This is a genomic window from Ensifer sp. (genome assembly GCF_031989085.1).
Lineage (GTDB): Bacteria > Pseudomonadota > Alphaproteobacteria > Rhizobiales > Rhizobiaceae > Ensifer.
Genome location: NZ_DALZXU010000003.1, coordinates 127,404 through 143,860, shown reverse-complemented (window position 1 = coordinate 143,860; position 16,457 = coordinate 127,404). Strand labels below are relative to the sequence as shown.

Sequence of the window (16,457 nt, the reverse complement as noted above, 5' to 3'; positions counted from 1 at the left end):
CCGTAGCCTGGTGTCAACTGCATCAGTTCTCAAATAGCGTCCGCGTTGTGGCGCTCACTCGCATTCGAGCTTCGGCTGGCGGAAGTTGGTGATGTACCAGCGGCCGCCCTGCTGTCGGGCGTAGAATGTATAGAAGCATTCCTGCTCCTCGACATAGCCCGGCGTCACGAATTCTTCGTAGCGCTGGCCGCGGCGCGTGTCGCGGATCTCGCCGCTGGTCGAACCGGAAACGACGTTGGTGGAAATCTTGCGCCACTGGTAGGCGCGCTGGTCCCAGCCGAGATCGATCACGGATGTCGGCGGGCCGTAGTCGATGACGACGGATTCCACCGGTTGACCGATGTAGTTTTTCATCTCGGTGGAGGCGCAACTGGCAACGGCAAGCGTTGTGGCGATGGCGATGGCGGCGAAAACGCTGCGCACATTGCAAGAGGGCATGGTCGATCCCGGGGTTCGAATTGTCTGCCCCGGAGCTAATCTGCCAAGATTACATAGACATTGCAGTCCGCTTCAAACGTCGCCTCAGGCCAGAAGGTCCGAAGTCAGGCGGCACGGCTTTCGAGCGTATCCTCGATGCTGGCATAGACCAGCCCCGGCTGGACGATCCATTCACCCTTCCTCAGAGACTGGACATCGGGCCCACCGGCAGCGTTGCGCGGTGCGACGCCGACGAAACGATAGCGCAGCCCGTGGCCGTCGGTTGCGGTTTCGAGGATGGGCCGCCCGGCAAGGTATCCGACGACCTGTCCTTCGAAACGCACATTCGCCAGGACGAAATATTCGGTGGGCAGTCTCCGGCTCTGTTTCGGCGCGAGCTTGAAGGCAGTTTTCATCTTCATCATAAAATACTCATCATGGGGGACCTTGTCGTTGGCTCCAAAGGCATTGCTGCCGGCTGTCGGGCCACACGAGAAAGCGGCGGGCGTCTCAAACACCCGAAAGCGGCGCAAGCATGGCAAAGGGACGACGCCGTCCCGGTGAGGCGGACGATCCAGGTCTCTGCCTAAATCTCTGCGGCAATGACACAGGCACAATAGCCTGACGCGCATAGGTATTCGCTTGCGAAGAAGTGGTTCGGACATAAGGAAGTCGTAAAAACTGGCACCCCGAGGGGAGCGCTCGCGGCGATGACGCCGGGCGCAATGGGCCAACGCGGCCGCATCCGAAACAAAAGATGAGTAATATTCTCATATTTCTTGTGCGCGCTGCAATGACACGCTAATGAACGCCGGCACTGCCCATCCCGTACCCATCCTGTCGTCCCACATCTTGCCGCCGACCACCTCGCTTCGGTCCGGAAAAACACACATGTCAGAGAAATCAGCCTCGCATTTGATGCTCGACGACGCGATCGTGGCCTACTACGACGAGCTCTGCGGGATGACGCGCCGACGCGGGCACGCGCAGGCAGCGGCAAACGACGTCGTTCACGAGCTCTATGTGCGGCTGGTCGACCGGCGGACTTCGCTTGAGGGCAAGTCGTCCTTGCGCGCGTTTCTGCGCCGTGCCTGCGCCAATCTCGGCATCGACAGGCTGCGACGCGACCGCTTCGAATTGAAGCTTTTCGGCGGCTCGGAGGAGGAAGCCCTGGCGGTCGCCAGCGACATCGCCGCTCCCGACGCCAATATCGATCTTCGCCGCAGACTGTCGATCCTGAAGTCGGCGATCATGGAGATGTCTTTGCAGCGGCGACGGGTGTTTCTCGCAAGCCGCATCGGCAACCTCACTTCTGATGAAATTGCGCGGCGCACCGGCATCAGCCGCAACATGGTGGATCGGCACTTGCGCAAGGCCTACCTGCATTGCCTCGATCGGCTGGAGGAGACGCTATGACTGCCATTGGCAAGCGCAATCCGCCGACCGCGGCCGCCGATCGCCACCGCAAGGCATTCGAGAAACGGGTGCGCGAGCAGGCGGTGGACTGGCTTGTGCGCCTGACGGGCGAGCCCGCGGACGACGACCTGCGGCTGGCATTTGAACGATGGCGCGCCGAGGATCCGGCGCATGCCGAAGTCTTTGCGCGGGCGCAGCGGGCGGTCGGTGATGCCACGCTGCTGGTGCGGCGCGAGCCCGAATTTGCTGCCAAGGCGGTGCGCGCAACGGCAAGTCGTCGAAAGACGATAGCAGCGCTCACCGTTGTGCTCGCCGCCGGCGCCGGCGGTTTCCTCTCGCTCGACGGAGCGATGTGGATGCGGGCCGATGTCATCGCCGGCAAGGGCGAGCGGCCGATCCTGAAGCTGGAAGATGGATCGATGCTGCAGCTCAACGCCCAGTCGGCCGTCGCCTACGAGTTCACGCCAGGTGAACGGCGGATCGTTCTCCTGCGTGGCGAGGTGTTCGTCGAAGTCGCAGCCGACAAAGACAGACCCTTCGTGGTCGAAGCGGGCGCGGGGACGACGACGGCGCTCGGAACGGCATTCGACGTCAATCTGACCGACGAGGGCGCCGATGTCACCGTTCTCGAACACGCGGTGTCGGTTGCCACAGAGAGCGCGGAGCCACCCCGTCGCGTCGAGGTCAACGAGCAGCTGAGCTACAACCGTGAGGGCAGGCTCGGCGACATCAAGCCCATCGATCCGCTGTTGGCTGCGGCATGGCGCGACGGGCGCCTGGTATTCGAGGCGCGCACCATCGCTTCGGTCGTGGACGAAATCGGGCGCTACGTGCCGGGCCGGATCCTGATTGCGGATGCGGCCGTCGGCGCCAGACGGGTATCCGGCAGCTTCGATCTCGCAGATCCGGTCAAGGCGCTGCAGGGGCTTGCCGAAGCCTTCGACATCAATGTCACCCGGATCGGGCCCTACATCACGATCCTGCGCTAAAAAAAATCACGCGCGGTGTCCCTGACGTGGGACCTCGTTCGTCCAGAAACCAGACCCGGCCCTTTCTCGGCCATCGCTCATTGTCTGGGACCATCATGCCATATTCGAACAAGACCGGCGCACGACGCCATTCCGCAATTTTCAGCCTCCTGATGGCAGGTACCGTGGTTGCGCTCGCGGCCACCGGCGCCCTCGCCGACGATGCCCCGGTCCATCGGGTCGATGTGCCCGCCGGAAAACTGACCGCCGCCGTCAACCGGCTTGCAAGCCAGCTCAAGCTTCAGGTCGTGTTCGACAGCTCGGTTGCGTCGGGCGTAAACACGCCGAGCCTTTCCGGCGAGATGACCGCCGATGAGGCGCTCGAGCGGCTCCTGAGCGGCACCGGCGTGCGCTACCGCTTCGTCGGCGGCTCGACCGTGAAGCTGATGGGGACAAGCGAAGCGTCCACACCGGTTGACGGCGATGGCACGGCGCTGGCGCCTATCGTCGTGCGCGGCGATGCCAAGCGTGGCGATCGCGCGCCCAACGTCGCTGTCCTCGACGCCGAAGACATCGAGAAGGCACAGGCGTCGAGCCTGCCAGAGTTGCTGCAGAAGACGCCCGGCGTGTCGATGGGCGGCGGCGTGCGCATCGAGGGGCAGACCCTCGCCATCCGCGGCTTTGCCCGGCAATCCGATGTCCGTATCATTCTCGACGGCGCACCGAAGAACTTCGAAAAATATGACCAGGGCACCGTCTTCATCGAGCCCGAGCTGCTGAAGCGCGTCGAGATCGAAAAGGGCGCGACATCGGTGCGCTACGGCAATGGCGGCTTCGGCGGCACCGTGCTGATGGAAACCAAGGATGCCGCCGACATGCTGCGGCCCGGCGAGGAATGGGGCGTCTGGGCCAAGTCAGGTTTCCAGACCGCCAACAAGCAGTTCCTGGAAACAGGCGCACTCTACGGCAAGTCGGATTTCGGTGGTCCGGTTACCTATGACGGCCTTCTGGCGGCGACATGGCGCAAGAGCGACGACATGCGCGTCGGCGGCGGCGAGATCTACAACTACTCCAACTCGAAGCTGACGACCTTCCTTGCCAATGTCGGTGCCGAGTATGACGGCCACGAGATCAGGGGTACGGTCGCCTACGGCGAAAACAACAACTGGGGGCCGGTGGCGGCCATCCGCGGCCAGTCGGCGCCATCGGACTACAACATAACCCGCTACGGCTACAAGGAAGCGATGCGGCGCCTTCTCACCTGGCGCGAGATCGAGGATTTCACCTCGACGCTGAACTACAGCTACAGCGGCGACAGCGACCTGGTGAATTACCGCATGATGGCGAGCTTCTCGCAGACCAGTCAGCATGCGACGCGGCCCGATATCGCCGGGCTCAACCCGAGCGCATCCGTCGGCGGCTATGAAAACGATGCCGCCTATACCGATATCAAGTTCGAGGTCGAAAACACGTCCAACTTCACGCTCGGCGGCTTGTCGCACAGCCTGAACTACGGCGTGCAATATTTCGACCATGACCGCGACATCTGGATGTACGACATCGCCAACCGCACCCAGGCGCAGTACAACTACGGCTACTATGCGCCCTGGTTCATGCCTGAGGGCACGCAGAAGACCTTTGCCGCCTTCGTTCGCGACAGGATCGAGCTGACCGACACTTTGGCCGTGACGCCGGGGCTTCGCTACGACCACGTGCGTTCCAAGGGCGTGCCGAACGCAGCGCCCCGCTTCAACAATCCGCTGGCCGGTCATGATTACTCCGCCGTCTCGCACGAGGGCGTGACGCCGGCGATCAGCCTGTCATGGGAGGCGACGTCCTCCGTGCGGTTCTTTGCCGATTGGGCCTATGCGATGCGCGTGCCCAACATTGACGAAATCTATTCGTCGCAGAGCTTTCAGACCAGCGCGCCCGGCACCAGCCGCGATCTGGAGGTCGAGCGCAACAGCACCTTCAACATCGGCATCGACATGAGCTTCAACGATGTGCTGACGGCCGACGACATGCTGTCGACGCGCATTTCGGCCTACAACAACCACGTCTCCAACCCAGTCACGCGTCGTTTCGGCACGGCCAACTTCGTCGGCGCTTCGGGCGTCGTGCCGTTCTACTGGAACACGCCGTCCTATGATATCCGCGGCATCGAGTTGCAATCGCACTACGAGACCGAGCGCATGTTCGCCGATCTTGGCGTCTCCTGGATGACCGGCGAGCGGACCGGTGCCGTCAACAACGTTCGGGGACCCGATACCTATATCAACGATCTCGCGCCGCTGACCGTCATCGCCACCGCCGGCATCAAGGTGCCGGACCAGGACCTCGCCTTCGGCTGGACCGGCACTTTCGTCGACGACCAGAGCCGCACGCCCTATAATCAGGACGGACGCAGCTATGCCCGCCCGCCCAGCGCCGGTTATGCGGTGCATGGCGTCTTTCTCGACTGGACGCCGACATCGGGTTTCATGGACGGCGGCGAAGTTCATCTGGCCGTCGACAATATCTTCGACAAATATTACGAGCCCTATCTCAGCGACGGCATCTCGGCGATGCCGGGCCGGAACTTCAAGATCGCGATCAGCCGGAAATTCTGACAGCGGAACGGCATTCGACCGGCCCGCTGTGGCGGGCCGGTTGCGCTTGGGCGACGTCGCTCGCCCTCAGGGTGCCGAGGTGAAGCGCCGTGTTGCCGAACGCACCTGCTCCTGTATGCAAAGTTGCGCGCGAGGCTGCATTTCCTTGCCAATCCTTGCTTGACAGAGGTCGGTTGCCCGTATCTTAATCATGGCTGCAGATTGAGCAGTTCAATCCATTTCACATGACCTTTGTGGTCGACGGGCAGTTTCGCCCCATGATGCCCCATCATCGATGGGAACCGCGTCATGGGGTTTTTGGTTTTTGGCAGGTCCATGAGCGACGCGGTGAAGATCGGCATTCTCTATTCGACGACCGGCCCCTATGGCACGATGGGCCGCGACTGCCGCGACGGTGCCGAGCTGGCGATAGACGAGATCATGGCGCGTTATCCCGGCCGCATCGAGCCGGTTTTTGTTGACCCGCATGCCAGCATCGACCGATATCTCGAGGGTGCGCGTTCATTGCTGCGCGACAAGGGGTGCCGCCACATCGTCGGCACGATCACCTCGCTGGCGCGCAAGGAGGTCATTCCGCTCGTCGAAAAGCATGATGGGCTGCTCTGGTACATGTGCCCTTACGAGGGTTTCGAGGCCAACGACAATGTCGTCTATACCGGCGGCTGTCCGAACCAGCACCTGTTGCCGCTGCTCGACTATCTCCTGCCGCGCTTCGGGCGTCGGCCCTACCTCGTCGGCGCCAATTACGTCTGGGGCTGGGAAATGAACCGCCTTGCCCGCGAGCTCATCGAGGAGGCCGGCGGATCGGTGCTCGGCGAGCGCTATCTGCCGCTCGAGGAGACCGCGGTCGAGCGCATTGTCGCGGAGATCGAACAGCGGCGGCCGAGCTTCATCCTCAACAATCTCGTTGGTCCGTCCAGCTACGCTCTTCACGCGGCGATCCGGGCGCTCGGTGAACGCGACACCGCGTTTCGCCCGGAAAATTGCCCGGTCGTCAGCTGCGACCTGCAGGAATGCGAACTTATCGATATCGGCCTCGGCGTGGCGACGGGGCAGCTTTGTGCAGCCGCTTATTTCGACACGGTGAACTCGGCCGAAAATGCGGCATTCAAGGCTCAAGTGAGCGCGCGCTTCGGCGTCTCGCGCCGGATCTCCAGCGTCTTTGCCAGCGCCTATGCGGCCGTCAAGCTTTGTGCCGAGGCGATCATCGACGCCGGCACCGACGACCCGGCCGTGGTTTCCAGCCTGCTTTGTGCCGCACCTCGCCCAAGCGTTCTCGGTCCGCTCCGGATCGATGCGGAAACCCGCCACGCGGCCTTGCCCTTCCACCTCGGTCGCATCAACGACGAAGGCGGTTTCGATATCATCGCTTCCGAACCCGCCATCCTTGCCGACCCGTATCTGACGGGTCGTCGGACACGCAAGCCACCCCAGCTCCGGATCGTCTCATGAGGGAAACGCCCAACTTTGCCGGCTGGCGTGCCACCGTCCTCCATCGCGAGGATGCAACGACCGAGCGGCTGACCCGCCAGCTGAAGCTCTTCGGCTTCCACGTCCATGTGCAATGGACGCCGCTTGCCGCCGACAATCTGCCCGATCTCGTTCTGGTCGATGCCGATCAGGGCTGGACCGGGTTGCTGCCCTGGGCCGACGAGCGCGCGCCGCGCCCGCTCGTCGCCCTGCTCGGCTCGGAAGCGCCCGGCCGGGTGGCCTGGGCAATGGATCAGGGGGCTTCGGCCATCATCGCCAAACCGGTGGCATCGTCTGCCGTCTATCCGGCCCTGGTGATGGCACTTGCCATCCATCGCGAGCGCCAGGCCGTCCTCGACGAGATCACCCATCTCCAAGAGCGGGTGCGCATGCGGCCGCTGGTGCATGCGGCCGTCGAGAAGATCAGAAGTGCCCGCAAGCTCGACGAAGAAGCGGCCTATCGCATCCTGCGCAATTGCGCGATGCAGCGTCGGCTGACGATGGAACAGGTCGCTGCCTCGATCGTGGGCGGCGCCGAGCCGCTGCCGGAGGCAGGCTGATGCGGGCACTCAAAACCATGGTCCGCCAGCCGGCGGCATTGTTCGGCCTGATCGTCGTTGCGCTTGTGGTGCTACTCGCCATCGCCGCACCGTTGATAGCGCCCTATAGCCCCGATGAGCAGATGTTCGACGGGTTGACATTGGAGGGCGCGCCGCTGCCGCCGAGCGCGCAGTTCCTTCTCGGCACCGACACGCTCGGGCGCGACCTGTTCTCGCGCCTTCTCTACGGTGCGCGAACCTCGCTGGTGATCGGCCTCGTCGCCAACGGCGTGGCGGTCACGATCGGGCTCCTGATCGGCATCCTCTCGGGCTATATGCGCGGCATCGTCGGCGGCGCGCTGATGCGCTTCACCGATCTGATGATGGCTTTTCCGGCGCTGCTGCTCGCCATCGTTCTCGCAGCGCTGCTGCGGCCGAGCCTCTGGATCGTCGCCATGGTCATTGCGCTCGTCAACTGGGTGCAGGTGGCGCGCATCGTCTATACCGAGACGCGTGGGCTGGTGGAGCGCGACTTCATCCTGGCCGAGCGGTCGCTCGGCGCCGGCCATGGCCGCATCCTCTTTCACCACATCCTGCCGCATCTGGTCCCGACGGCGATCGTCTGGGGCACGCTCGGCATCGCCACGACAGTGCTACTCGAAGCGACGCTTTCCTTCCTCGGCATCGGCGTGCAGCCGCCGACGCCGTCCTGGGGCAACATCATCTTCGAAAGCCAGAGCTATTTTCAGGCCGCCCCCTGGCTGGTCTTCATCCCCGGTGCCGTCATCTTGTTGACCGCGCTCTCCTTCAATCTGGTCGGCGATGCGCTGCGCGACATTCTCGATCCGACGCAGCGGGGCAGGGGCTGACATGGTTTTCCTGCTTCTTCGCCGCCTGGTGCAGACCGCGCTCATTCTTCTCGGCGTTGCCGCCATCACCTTCCTGCTGCTCTATGCGCTGCCGGCTGATCCCGCCCGCATGATCGCAGGCCGCAGCGCCACGGCGCAGACGGTCGCCAACATCCGGCGCGAACTCGGTCTCGACCAGCCCTTGCTCGTCCAGTTCTGGAGCTACCTGCAGGGCCTGTTTCAGGGAGACCTCGGACGGTCCTATGCGCAGAAGACCGATGTCGGCGCGCTGATTGCCGCTCGGCTGCCGGCAACGCTGATCCTGATGGCGGCCGGTATTGCCGTCGAGGTGGTGCTCGGCGTGTTTCTCGGCGTGCTCGCGGCCGTGCGCCGCGGCGGCTTCGTCGACCGTGCCGTGATGATGGCGTCCTTCGTCGGCGTCTCGGCGCCACAGTTCGTGGCGGCACTGCTGCTGCTCTACGTCTTCGCCGTCACGCTCGCCTGGTTCCCGATGAGCGGCTTCGGCACGCCGGCGCATGTGGTGCTGCCGGCGCTGACACTCGGCGTTCTCGGTGCCGGCTGGTATGCGCGCATGGTGCGCTCGGCGATGATCGACGTGCTCAACCAGGATTATGTCCGCACTGCCCGGGCCAAGGGCCTGTCGTCGGCGCGCATCATTTTTCGCCATGCGCTGCCGAACGCGCTGCTGCCGATCATCGCCATGATCGGCATCGATATCGGCCAGTTCATGAGCGGCGTCGTCGTGGTCGAGGCCGTCTATGGCTGGCCCGGCATCGGCCAGCTCGCCTGGCAGGCGATCCAGCAGGTCGACATACCAATCATCATGGGGGTGACGCTCGTCTCGGCGCTGGCGATCGTGCTCGGCAATCTCATCGCCGACATTCTCGCGCCGCTCGTCGATCCGCGCATCCGCGCCCGGTGAAATCATACAGCAACCAAAAAGGGGAACGAAAAATGTTCAAACGCTGGCTTCGAAACTCGACCGTCGCAACGGCGCTGATGCTTGCGCCATTGCCTGCCTTCGCACAGGACGCGCCAAAGCAGGGCGGTGACATCGTCATCACCTACAAGGATGACATTGCAACCCTTGATCCCGCCATCGGCTACGACTGGGTCAACTGGTCGATGATCAAGAGCCTGTTCTCGCGGCTGATGGATTACACGCCCGGCACCACGGAACTGGTGCCGTCGCTTGCCGAAAGCTTCGAGGTCGCGCCCGATGGCCTGACCTATACGTTCAAGCTGCGCAAGGGCGCGAAGTTCACCAACGGCCGCGAAATCGTCGCTGACGACGTCAAATACTCGATCGAGCGCGCCGTCGATCCGAAGACGCAAGGCCCCGGCGCCGGCTTCTTCGGCGCGATCAAGGGCTTCGACGACGTCACCGGCGGCAAGACGACGACGCTCGAAGGCATCGAGGCACCGGATGCCTCGACCGTGGTCTTCCACCTGTCGCGCCCTGATGCGACCTTCCTCCACGTTCTTGCCGTCAACTTCGCCTCCGTCGTGCCGAAGGAAGCGGTCGAGGCCGCCGCCGGCGATTTCGGCAAGAAGCCGGTCGGCTCGGGCACGTTCATCCTGAAGGACTGGACCGTCGGCCAGAGCCTGACCTTCGAGCGCAATCCGGATTACTTCATCAAGGACATGCCGCATATCGACAAGTTCACCGTCGAAGTCGGCCAGGAGCCGCTTGTCGCATTGCTGCGGCTGCAGAAGGGCGAGGTCGATATCGCCGGCGACGGCATTCCGCCGGCAAAGTTCCTCGAGATCAAGAACTCGCCCGAGGGCGCCGAGATCATTGTCGACGGCCAGCAGCTCCACACCGGCTATGTGACGCTCAACACCAAGGTCAAGCCCTTCGACGACGTCAAGGTGCGCCAGGCCGTCAACATGGCGATCAACAAGGAGCGCATCACCCGCATCCTCAACGGCCGGGCGACACCCGCCAACCAGCCGTTGCCGCCGCTGATGCCGGGCTACGACAAGGCCTACACCGGTTATGCTTTCGACGTCGAAAAGGCCAAGGCCCTGCTCGCCGAAGCCGGCCATCCCGATGGCTTCGAGACGGTCCTCTATTCCACCAACACCGATCCCCAGCCGCGCATTGCCCAGGCGATCCAGCAGGATCTGGCGGCCGTCGGCATCAAGGCCGAGGTTCGCGCACTCGCCCAGGCCAACGTCATTGCCGCAGGCGGTACCGAAGGCGAAGCGCCGATGATCTGGTCGGGCGGCATGGCCTGGATTGCCGACTTCCCGGATCCGTCCAATTTCTACGGGCCGATCCTCGGTTGCTCCGGCGCGGTTCAGGGCGGCTGGAACTGGTCGTGGTACTGCAACGAAGACCTCGACAAGCGCGCGGTTGCCGCAGACTCGATGTCCGATCCGGCCAAGGCCGGCGAGCGGCAGGCGGCCTGGGGCAAGATCTTCACCGACATCATGGCCGACGCCCCGTGGGTGCCCGTCACCAACGAACGCCGCGTCGTCGCCAAGTCGCCGCGCATGGGCGGGGCGGGCGAGATCTACGTCGATCCGACCCGCGTCATCAATTACGACGCGATCTACGTGAAGCAATAAGCCCTTGGGCTCCCCGGGCCGTGGCGGCCGGGGAGCCCCGTTATCATCTGGGGAGAGAAAAATGTGCGTTGCCTGCACCCATACCATTCACCGCGCCAAGCACCATTTCGGCTGGAACCGCGATTTTGAACCGACCTTGATCGCCAAGCCGGGCGAAACCATCCATTTCGAGTGCCTGGATTCGTCCGGTGGACAATTGGGTGCGGGGTCGACCCTCGATACGCTGGCGGCGCTCGACTTCAACCGGATCAATCCGGTCACCGGTCCCGTCTATGTCGAAGGTGCCAAGCCCGGCGATGCGCTGAAGGTAACGATCCGTCGCTTCGTCCCCTCGGGCGTCGGCTGGACGGCCAATATCCCGGGCTTCGGCCTGCTTGCCGACCAGTTCACCGACCCGGCACTGCACATGTGGACCTACGACGCCAGCACGATGGCGCCGGCACTCTACGGCCCCGGCGGCCGCGTTCCGCTCAAGCCCTTTGCCGGTACGATAGGCGTGGCACCCGCCGAGCCTGGCCTTCATTCCGTCGTGCCGCCGCGTCGGGTCGGCGGCAATCTCGACATTCGCGATCTGACGTCGGGCGTAACGCTCTATCTTCCCGTGGAAGTCGACGGTGCGTTGTTTTCGATCGGCGACACCCATGCGGCGCAAGGCGACGGTGAAGTCTGCGGCACCGCCATCGAGAGCCAGATGGAGGTCGAGGCGACCATCGAACTCGTCAAGGACGCGCGCCTCGCAAGCCCGCGCTTCACCACGCCGGGGCCGGTCACCCGCCATCTCGACGCGGCCGGCTACGAGGTGACCACCGGCATCGGTCCCGATCTGATGACCGGGGCACGCGAAAGCCTGATGCGAATGATCGATCTGCTTGGTGCCGAGCATGGCCTGAGCCCGGTCGACGCCTATCTGCTCTGCTCCGTCTGCGGCGATCTCCGGATCAGCGAAATCGTCGATCAGCCGAACTGGGTCGTGTCCTTCTATTTCCCGAGGATCGTCTTTTCGTGACAGCATCCCAATCCGCATCCCCGTCGGTTCTCAGCGTCGACAGATTGTGTGTCGACGCAAGAACGCCGGAAGGCGCCAGGCGCGTGCTCGACAATGTCAGCTTCGACCTCAAGCTCGGCGAAACGCTGTGCATTGCCGGCGAGAGCGGATCGGGAAAGTCCGTCACGTCGCTGGCGATCATGGGGCTGTTGCCGAAGGCTTCGCTGCGGATTGCCTCCGGCAGCATCCAGCTGGAAGGGCGCGAACTTTCGCGCCTCAGCAACAGCGCCATGCGTAGTGTGCGCGGCGGCGATGTCGCCATGGTGTTCCAGGAGCCGATGACATCGCTCAATCCCGTGATGTCGATCGGCGCGCAGTTGACCGAGGCGATCCGGGAGCACCAGGGCTCCGAAGGTGTGTCGGCCGAGGCGGTGGCTTTGCGCATGCTCGATGCCGTGCACATCACCGAACCGGCGCGGCGCCTGACGCAGTACCCGCATGAACTGTCGGGTGGCATGCGCCAGCGCGTGATGATCGCGATGGCACTGTCCTGCCGGCCGAAAGTGCTGATCGCCGACGAACCGACGACCGCGCTCGACGTGACGGTGCAGGCGCAGATCCTGAAACTGATGACGGAGCTGAAACGGGAGTTCGGCGCTTCGATCATCCTGATCACCCATGACATGGGCGTGGTCGCTCAAATGGCCGATCGCGTCGTCATCATGCAGCAGGGCAGGGTGGTCGAACAGGACGGCGTCCTGCCGATCTTCGAGGCTCCGAAGGCGGCCTATACGCGCGAGCTTCTGGCGGCGGTGCCGCGGCTCGGCGCCCACGCCGGCACCGACGGCCCACCGCGTGTCGGATCTGGGCTGCTCGCGGCCAAGCCGCAGACGGCAAGCCCGGTCCTTTCTGTGCGCGGCCTCGAGGTGAACTACGGCAAGAAGGCAGGCTGGCTCGCAAAACCCACCGAGAGCCGGCCGGCGGTCAGCGACGTCTCTTTCGAGATCCTGCCCGGCCAGACCCTGGGGCTGGTCGGCGAAAGCGGTTCGGGCAAGTCGACGACCGGCAAGGCGGTGCTCGGGCTCGTGCCGTTCAGCGGTCAGGTGCTCATCGACGGTTGCGACATCGGGCCGCTGAGCCAGCGCCAGATGCGGCCGGTCCGGCGCTCGGCGCAGATGATCTTCCAGGACCCCTATGCCTCGCTCGATCCGCGAATGGCGGTCGGTGCCGCGATCGCGGAGCCGCTGATCATTCATGGCATCGGCAACAGCGGCGAGCGGGAAGACAGGGTTGCCGATCTCCTGCGGCGGGTCGGCCTCGGGGCCGATGCCGCGAGCCGCTATGCGCACGAGTTTTCCGGTGGCCAACGCCAGCGCATCTGTATTGCCCGGGCGCTTGCGGTCAATCCGAAGCTGATCGTCGCCGATGAAAGCGTCGCGGCACTGGACGTTTCCGTGCGCGCGCGGGTGCTCGACCTGATGCTGGAGCTTCAGGAGACGATGGGACTTGCCTACCTCTTCGTCTCCCACGACATGGCCGTCATCGAGCGCATGTCGCACCATGTCGCCGTCATGCGTGCAGGCCGCATCGTTGAGATGGGCCCGCGCCGGGCCGTGTTCGAAAACCCTCAGGATCCATATACACGGGCTTTGATGGCTGCCGTCCCCATTCCCGACCCCGGCTTGCGGGCCGTTGCCTAGCGGGATTTGGGTAAGACATGGAGACGCCCGGCCATCCTTCCGTTTCGCAAGACACGGTCAGGATGGCTGGAAGTAGAAGACGCCGAAGTTGAGGACGAACAGGCCGAAAACGGTGGCCAGGAAGCTGCCGAGGAAGGTCAGGGTCTTCTCGCCGACTGGCTTTGCGCGGTGCTTGCCGGAGAAGACAGTGGCGATCGCAACGCCCAGGGATATGCCGGCAACGGCCGGCATGGACATCAGTTGCATCGTGTATCCTGTGTGATGGTGCAAAACGTGGAGCGTCAGCGGCAATTTCTTACCGGGCGGTGGCCGTTGGCGCGTCCCGGCTAAAGCCTTCCTATCGCCCGGCGGCCAGGCTGCGGAGCCGCAACGCGCCCTCGAGCGCATCCTTGACCTGCATGGCGCGACGCAGGCCCGTGGACTGGATCTGGCCGGCTGCGGCGATTGCGTTCTGCGCGTGGGAAAGGGCGATGGTGATTTCGGCATCGCTGACCGATCGATCGAGGGCCAGCGCCTGCGCGGCCGCCTCTTGTTCCATTGACATCATGTCACTCCGTCGAATCACCCAGCATCGGATGATGATCGTGTACTTAGGGGATGCCGCCGGCGTCCCCAAGTGTGTGACATGTTGCGGTTCAAGCTATGCTTAACAAAGGCTTAACGGCAACGGGCACTGCCGACGAAGGACGCGCGCGCCTGCGCCCCGCGAACCGTCACATACGCTCGCCGGGCAGTTGCCTGGCTTGCTTCACCCAGTCGGAAAACTGCTTCTCGTCGAGCGCCATGTCTTCGCGAATGTCGAGATAGCGCACATCCTTCTGCTTCGACTGTCCCGGCGGCACGGGATCGAGCGCCGCACCCCGGAAGAACGCCACCTTGATGTACTTGGTGAAAACATGGATGCCGAGGAACCAGCCCTCGCCCTCGATGCCGTAGAGCGGAGAGTTCCATTTCACCGCCTTGTAGACATCGGGCACCGCGCGTTCGATCAACGCGTCGAGCCGCTTGCCCACATCGCTCTTCCAGCCCGGCATGGCCGCGATATAGGCCTTTACCGGGGCGTCGCCATAGCCTTTGGCGATTTGCGGATTGCCGCCGGAAAGAAGCGGAACGTCGCCGGGTTCAATCGCGGCGGTCCCGCCCGGCTTGGCTTTCGTCGCCGCCGGCTTTTCCAACGGTTTTGCCGGCCTTTTGGGTGTCTTTTCGCCCATTGCGCCTGCTCCTATCCGATCGTGCGACGGCCGCCGAGATAGGGCAGGGCGAACATGTAAAGTCCGGTGGCAAGCAGGATCGCGAGCGGAAACAGCGGCAGGAAATAGACCCATTCGGCCGGCTGTTTGCCCAGTCCCAATGTGGCGAAAATCGAAGCGACGATCACCGCAAAGACAACAGACGTCCAGCGGTGGACCTGTCGAATGCAATTGCTCCAGTTCATTGGCACCTCCTCAAAATACCAGCCGGGACGGACCGGATGATCCGCCCGGCGTGAACGCGGTGTCTCGGGCCGTTCGTCAGTCGAGCCGCTCCAGGACCTGCTCGAGAGCGGAAACGAACCTCGGCCATCCGGCTTGCGCGCCTTGATAATACGGCTGCTGATCCGGCCGGAAACCGGACTGTTCCATGCGCAGTCGGGTGCCTGAACCTGTTGATGTCAGCGTCCAGGTGACGACGCTCTTCAGGCCCTTGGTGTCCCAGGTGTAGGACAGCGACCTGTTGGGCTCGACCGCCTGCACCTGGCAGTCGACCGCGCCCCAGTCGGCCGTGAGCCTGAACTGATGCCCCTTGTTCGGGCTGAAGTCGTTCTTCATCAGCCATTCCTCGATCAGGTGCGGCTGGGTCAATGCCCGCCAGATCTTCTCGACCGGATAGGGCACCTCCCGTTCAACGACGACGGTCAGCGTTTCGGTTGCGGCTTCGGTCATTGGTCCATCCTTTTCAAGAGGTCTTCAAGGTCGTCAAAACGGTTCTGCCAGAATCCGGTCATCTCTTTGGCCCAGCCGACCAGCGGGTCGAGCGCACCGAGCTCGGCGCTATAATGCGTCAGGCGGCCCTCGTGCCGGTCGCGCACCAGGCCGGCACGCTTCAGCACGCCGAGATGCTTTGAAACGGCGGGCTGCGAAATCCCGGCATGTGCCGTGAGCGCGCCAACGGTCTGGTCGCCTTCGCGGCAGAGTCGCTCGAAGATCGCCCGTCGGGTCGGGTCGGCAAGTGTCTTGAACAGGATTTCGTGTGGTAGTTGCGTCAAATCAATAACTCTCTGGCTATGGATTGAATCCATAGCTGCCGAGTTATGGATAAGTCAAGCCCATGCCGCCCGAGGCGAGCGAAAGGTGTCGCTCACGCCGCCCGAGCGAGGCGTTGCCCGCCAGGTGTATCTAAGATCGTGCCGGCAGGCCCCCTCAGGCCCGGCCATCGGTAAACTGCACGAGATCCCAGAGGTTGCCGTAGAGATCCTTGAAGACCGCGACGGTCCCGTAGGATGCCTCCTTTGGGTCCCTGATGAATTCGACGCCGCGCGCCACCAGGGTTTTATAGTCGCGCCAGAAATCGTCGGTTCGCAGGAAGAGAAACACCCGCCCGCCGGCCTGGTCGCCGATATAGTCTTGCTGGTGCGCAGTGGAAGCGCGCGCAAGCAGCAAGGACGTGCTGCCGTCGCCTGCTGGCTTGACGACGACCCAGCGCTTGTCCTGCTCGGGCTGATAACTGTCCTCGACCAGGATGAAACCCAGCGTGTTGACATAGAAATCGATCGCCTCGTCATAGTCCCGAACGACAAGTGCAATGAGTGCGAGCGTCTGGTTCATGTCTGCCTGTCCTTCGCTTTTTTCAGTGGTCCTATGACCGCAACCGTTGGCCGTGAGCGGCCGTCGCCTTGCCGTCGGAGGCCAGCGACGCGTGATACGCCTGCGA

At 63.6% G+C, this 16,457-nt stretch carries 19 protein-coding genes; 10 read left to right on the top strand and 9 right to left on the bottom strand.

Annotated features, from left to right (window positions below; translation table 11 throughout):
- Positions 1–54: 54 nt before the first annotated feature.
- Together RTP54_RS17780 and RTP54_RS17775 are read right to left on the bottom strand one after the other, a co-directional pair.
- Positions 55–438: a hypothetical protein gene (locus RTP54_RS17780; protein WP_312364676.1), complete on the bottom strand. Its 384-nt coding sequence runs from the start codon at positions 436–438 to the stop codon at positions 55–57.
- A 104-nt stretch (positions 439–542) separates the two neighbouring features.
- Positions 543–839 (bottom strand): hypothetical protein, encoded by a 297-nt coding sequence (locus RTP54_RS17775; protein ID WP_312364674.1) that lies wholly within the window; start codon positions 837–839, stop codon positions 543–545.
- Between the two features lie 469 nt (positions 840–1,308).
- Here RTP54_RS17775 and RTP54_RS17770 point away from each other — a divergent pair, with 469 nt between their 5' ends.
- The 10 genes from RTP54_RS17770 (at position 1,309) to RTP54_RS17725 (ending at position 13,547) form a co-directional block, all read left to right on the top strand.
- Complete coding sequence (locus tag RTP54_RS17770) at positions 1,309–1,833, top strand: RNA polymerase sigma factor (RefSeq protein ID WP_112815980.1); 525 nt, start codon at positions 1,309–1,311, stop codon at positions 1,831–1,833.
- Positions 1,830–2,822, top strand: coding sequence for a FecR family protein (locus RTP54_RS17765; RefSeq protein ID WP_312364671.1), 993 nt, complete (start codon positions 1,830–1,832; stop codon positions 2,820–2,822). Before RTP54_RS17770 ends, RTP54_RS17765 begins: the two co-directional genes overlap by 4 nt.
- 95 nt (positions 2,823–2,917) lie before the next feature.
- Complete coding sequence (locus RTP54_RS17760; RefSeq protein WP_312364670.1) at positions 2,918–5,410, top strand: TonB-dependent hemoglobin/transferrin/lactoferrin family receptor; 2,493 nt, start codon at positions 2,918–2,920, stop codon at positions 5,408–5,410.
- Between the two features lie 315 nt (positions 5,411–5,725).
- A complete protein-coding gene (locus tag RTP54_RS17755) occupies positions 5,726–6,862 on the top strand; it encodes a transporter substrate-binding protein (RefSeq protein WP_112806268.1) in 1,137 nt (378 codons plus the stop codon).
- Positions 6,859–7,440 (top strand): ANTAR domain-containing protein, encoded by a 582-nt coding sequence (locus RTP54_RS17750; RefSeq protein WP_312364667.1) that lies wholly within the window; start codon positions 6,859–6,861, stop codon positions 7,438–7,440. The genes RTP54_RS17755 and RTP54_RS17750 overlap by 4 nt, the downstream gene beginning before the upstream one ends.
- Positions 7,440–8,288: an ABC transporter permease gene (locus tag RTP54_RS17745; RefSeq protein ID WP_312364665.1), complete on the top strand. Its 849-nt coding sequence runs from the start codon at positions 7,440–7,442 to the stop codon at positions 8,286–8,288. Before RTP54_RS17750 ends, RTP54_RS17745 begins: the two co-directional genes overlap by 1 nt.
- Before the next feature lies 1 nt (position 8,289).
- Positions 8,290–9,210: an ABC transporter permease gene (locus RTP54_RS17740; protein ID WP_112806274.1), complete on the top strand. Its 921-nt coding sequence runs from the start codon at positions 8,290–8,292 to the stop codon at positions 9,208–9,210.
- A 32-nt stretch (positions 9,211–9,242) separates the two neighbouring features.
- Positions 9,243–10,862, top strand: coding sequence for an ABC transporter substrate-binding protein (locus RTP54_RS17735; protein WP_112832986.1), 1,620 nt, complete (start codon positions 9,243–9,245; stop codon positions 10,860–10,862).
- A 61-nt stretch (positions 10,863–10,923) separates the two neighbouring features.
- Positions 10,924–11,868, top strand: a complete 945-nt coding sequence (locus RTP54_RS17730) for an acetamidase/formamidase family protein (protein ID WP_112806278.1) — start codon at positions 10,924–10,926, stop codon at positions 11,866–11,868.
- A complete protein-coding gene (locus RTP54_RS17725) occupies positions 11,865–13,547 on the top strand; it encodes an ABC transporter ATP-binding protein (protein WP_312364659.1) in 1,683 nt (560 codons plus the stop codon). Before RTP54_RS17730 ends, RTP54_RS17725 begins: the two co-directional genes overlap by 4 nt.
- 57 nt (positions 13,548–13,604) lie before the next feature.
- Here the strand turns inward: RTP54_RS17725 and RTP54_RS17720 are convergent, their stop codons facing one another.
- The 7 genes from RTP54_RS17720 to RTP54_RS17690 all read right to left on the bottom strand — a co-directional run bounded on the left by RTP54_RS17720 (position 13,605) and on the right by RTP54_RS17690 (position 16,351).
- A complete protein-coding gene (locus RTP54_RS17720) occupies positions 13,605–13,793 on the bottom strand; it encodes a DUF3810 domain-containing protein (RefSeq protein ID WP_162704365.1) in 189 nt (62 codons plus the stop codon).
- 91 nt (positions 13,794–13,884) lie between these two features.
- Complete coding sequence (locus tag RTP54_RS17715; RefSeq protein ID WP_162703271.1) at positions 13,885–14,091, bottom strand: hypothetical protein; 207 nt, start codon at positions 14,089–14,091, stop codon at positions 13,885–13,887.
- Between the two features lie 169 nt (positions 14,092–14,260).
- Positions 14,261–14,758 carry a DUF1801 domain-containing protein gene (locus RTP54_RS17710; RefSeq protein ID WP_312364655.1) on the bottom strand — a complete coding sequence of 166 codons (498 nt, stop codon included), beginning with the start codon at positions 14,756–14,758 and terminating at the stop codon, positions 14,261–14,263.
- A gap of 11 nt (positions 14,759–14,769) precedes the next feature.
- Positions 14,770–14,982, bottom strand: a complete 213-nt coding sequence (locus RTP54_RS17705) for a hypothetical protein (RefSeq protein WP_112833396.1) — start codon at positions 14,980–14,982, stop codon at positions 14,770–14,772.
- A 76-nt stretch (positions 14,983–15,058) separates the two neighbouring features.
- Positions 15,059–15,469, bottom strand: coding sequence for an SRPBCC domain-containing protein (locus RTP54_RS17700; RefSeq protein ID WP_312364653.1), 411 nt, complete (start codon positions 15,467–15,469; stop codon positions 15,059–15,061).
- On the bottom strand, positions 15,466–15,792 hold the full coding sequence (locus RTP54_RS17695; protein ID WP_409517160.1) for an ArsR/SmtB family transcription factor: 327 nt from the start codon (positions 15,790–15,792) through the stop codon (positions 15,466–15,468). The genes RTP54_RS17700 and RTP54_RS17695 overlap by 4 nt, the downstream gene beginning before the upstream one ends.
- A 154-nt stretch (positions 15,793–15,946) precedes the next feature.
- Complete coding sequence (locus RTP54_RS17690; RefSeq protein WP_312364650.1) at positions 15,947–16,351, bottom strand: VOC family protein; 405 nt, start codon at positions 16,349–16,351, stop codon at positions 15,947–15,949.
- Positions 16,352–16,457: the final 106 nt, after the last annotated feature.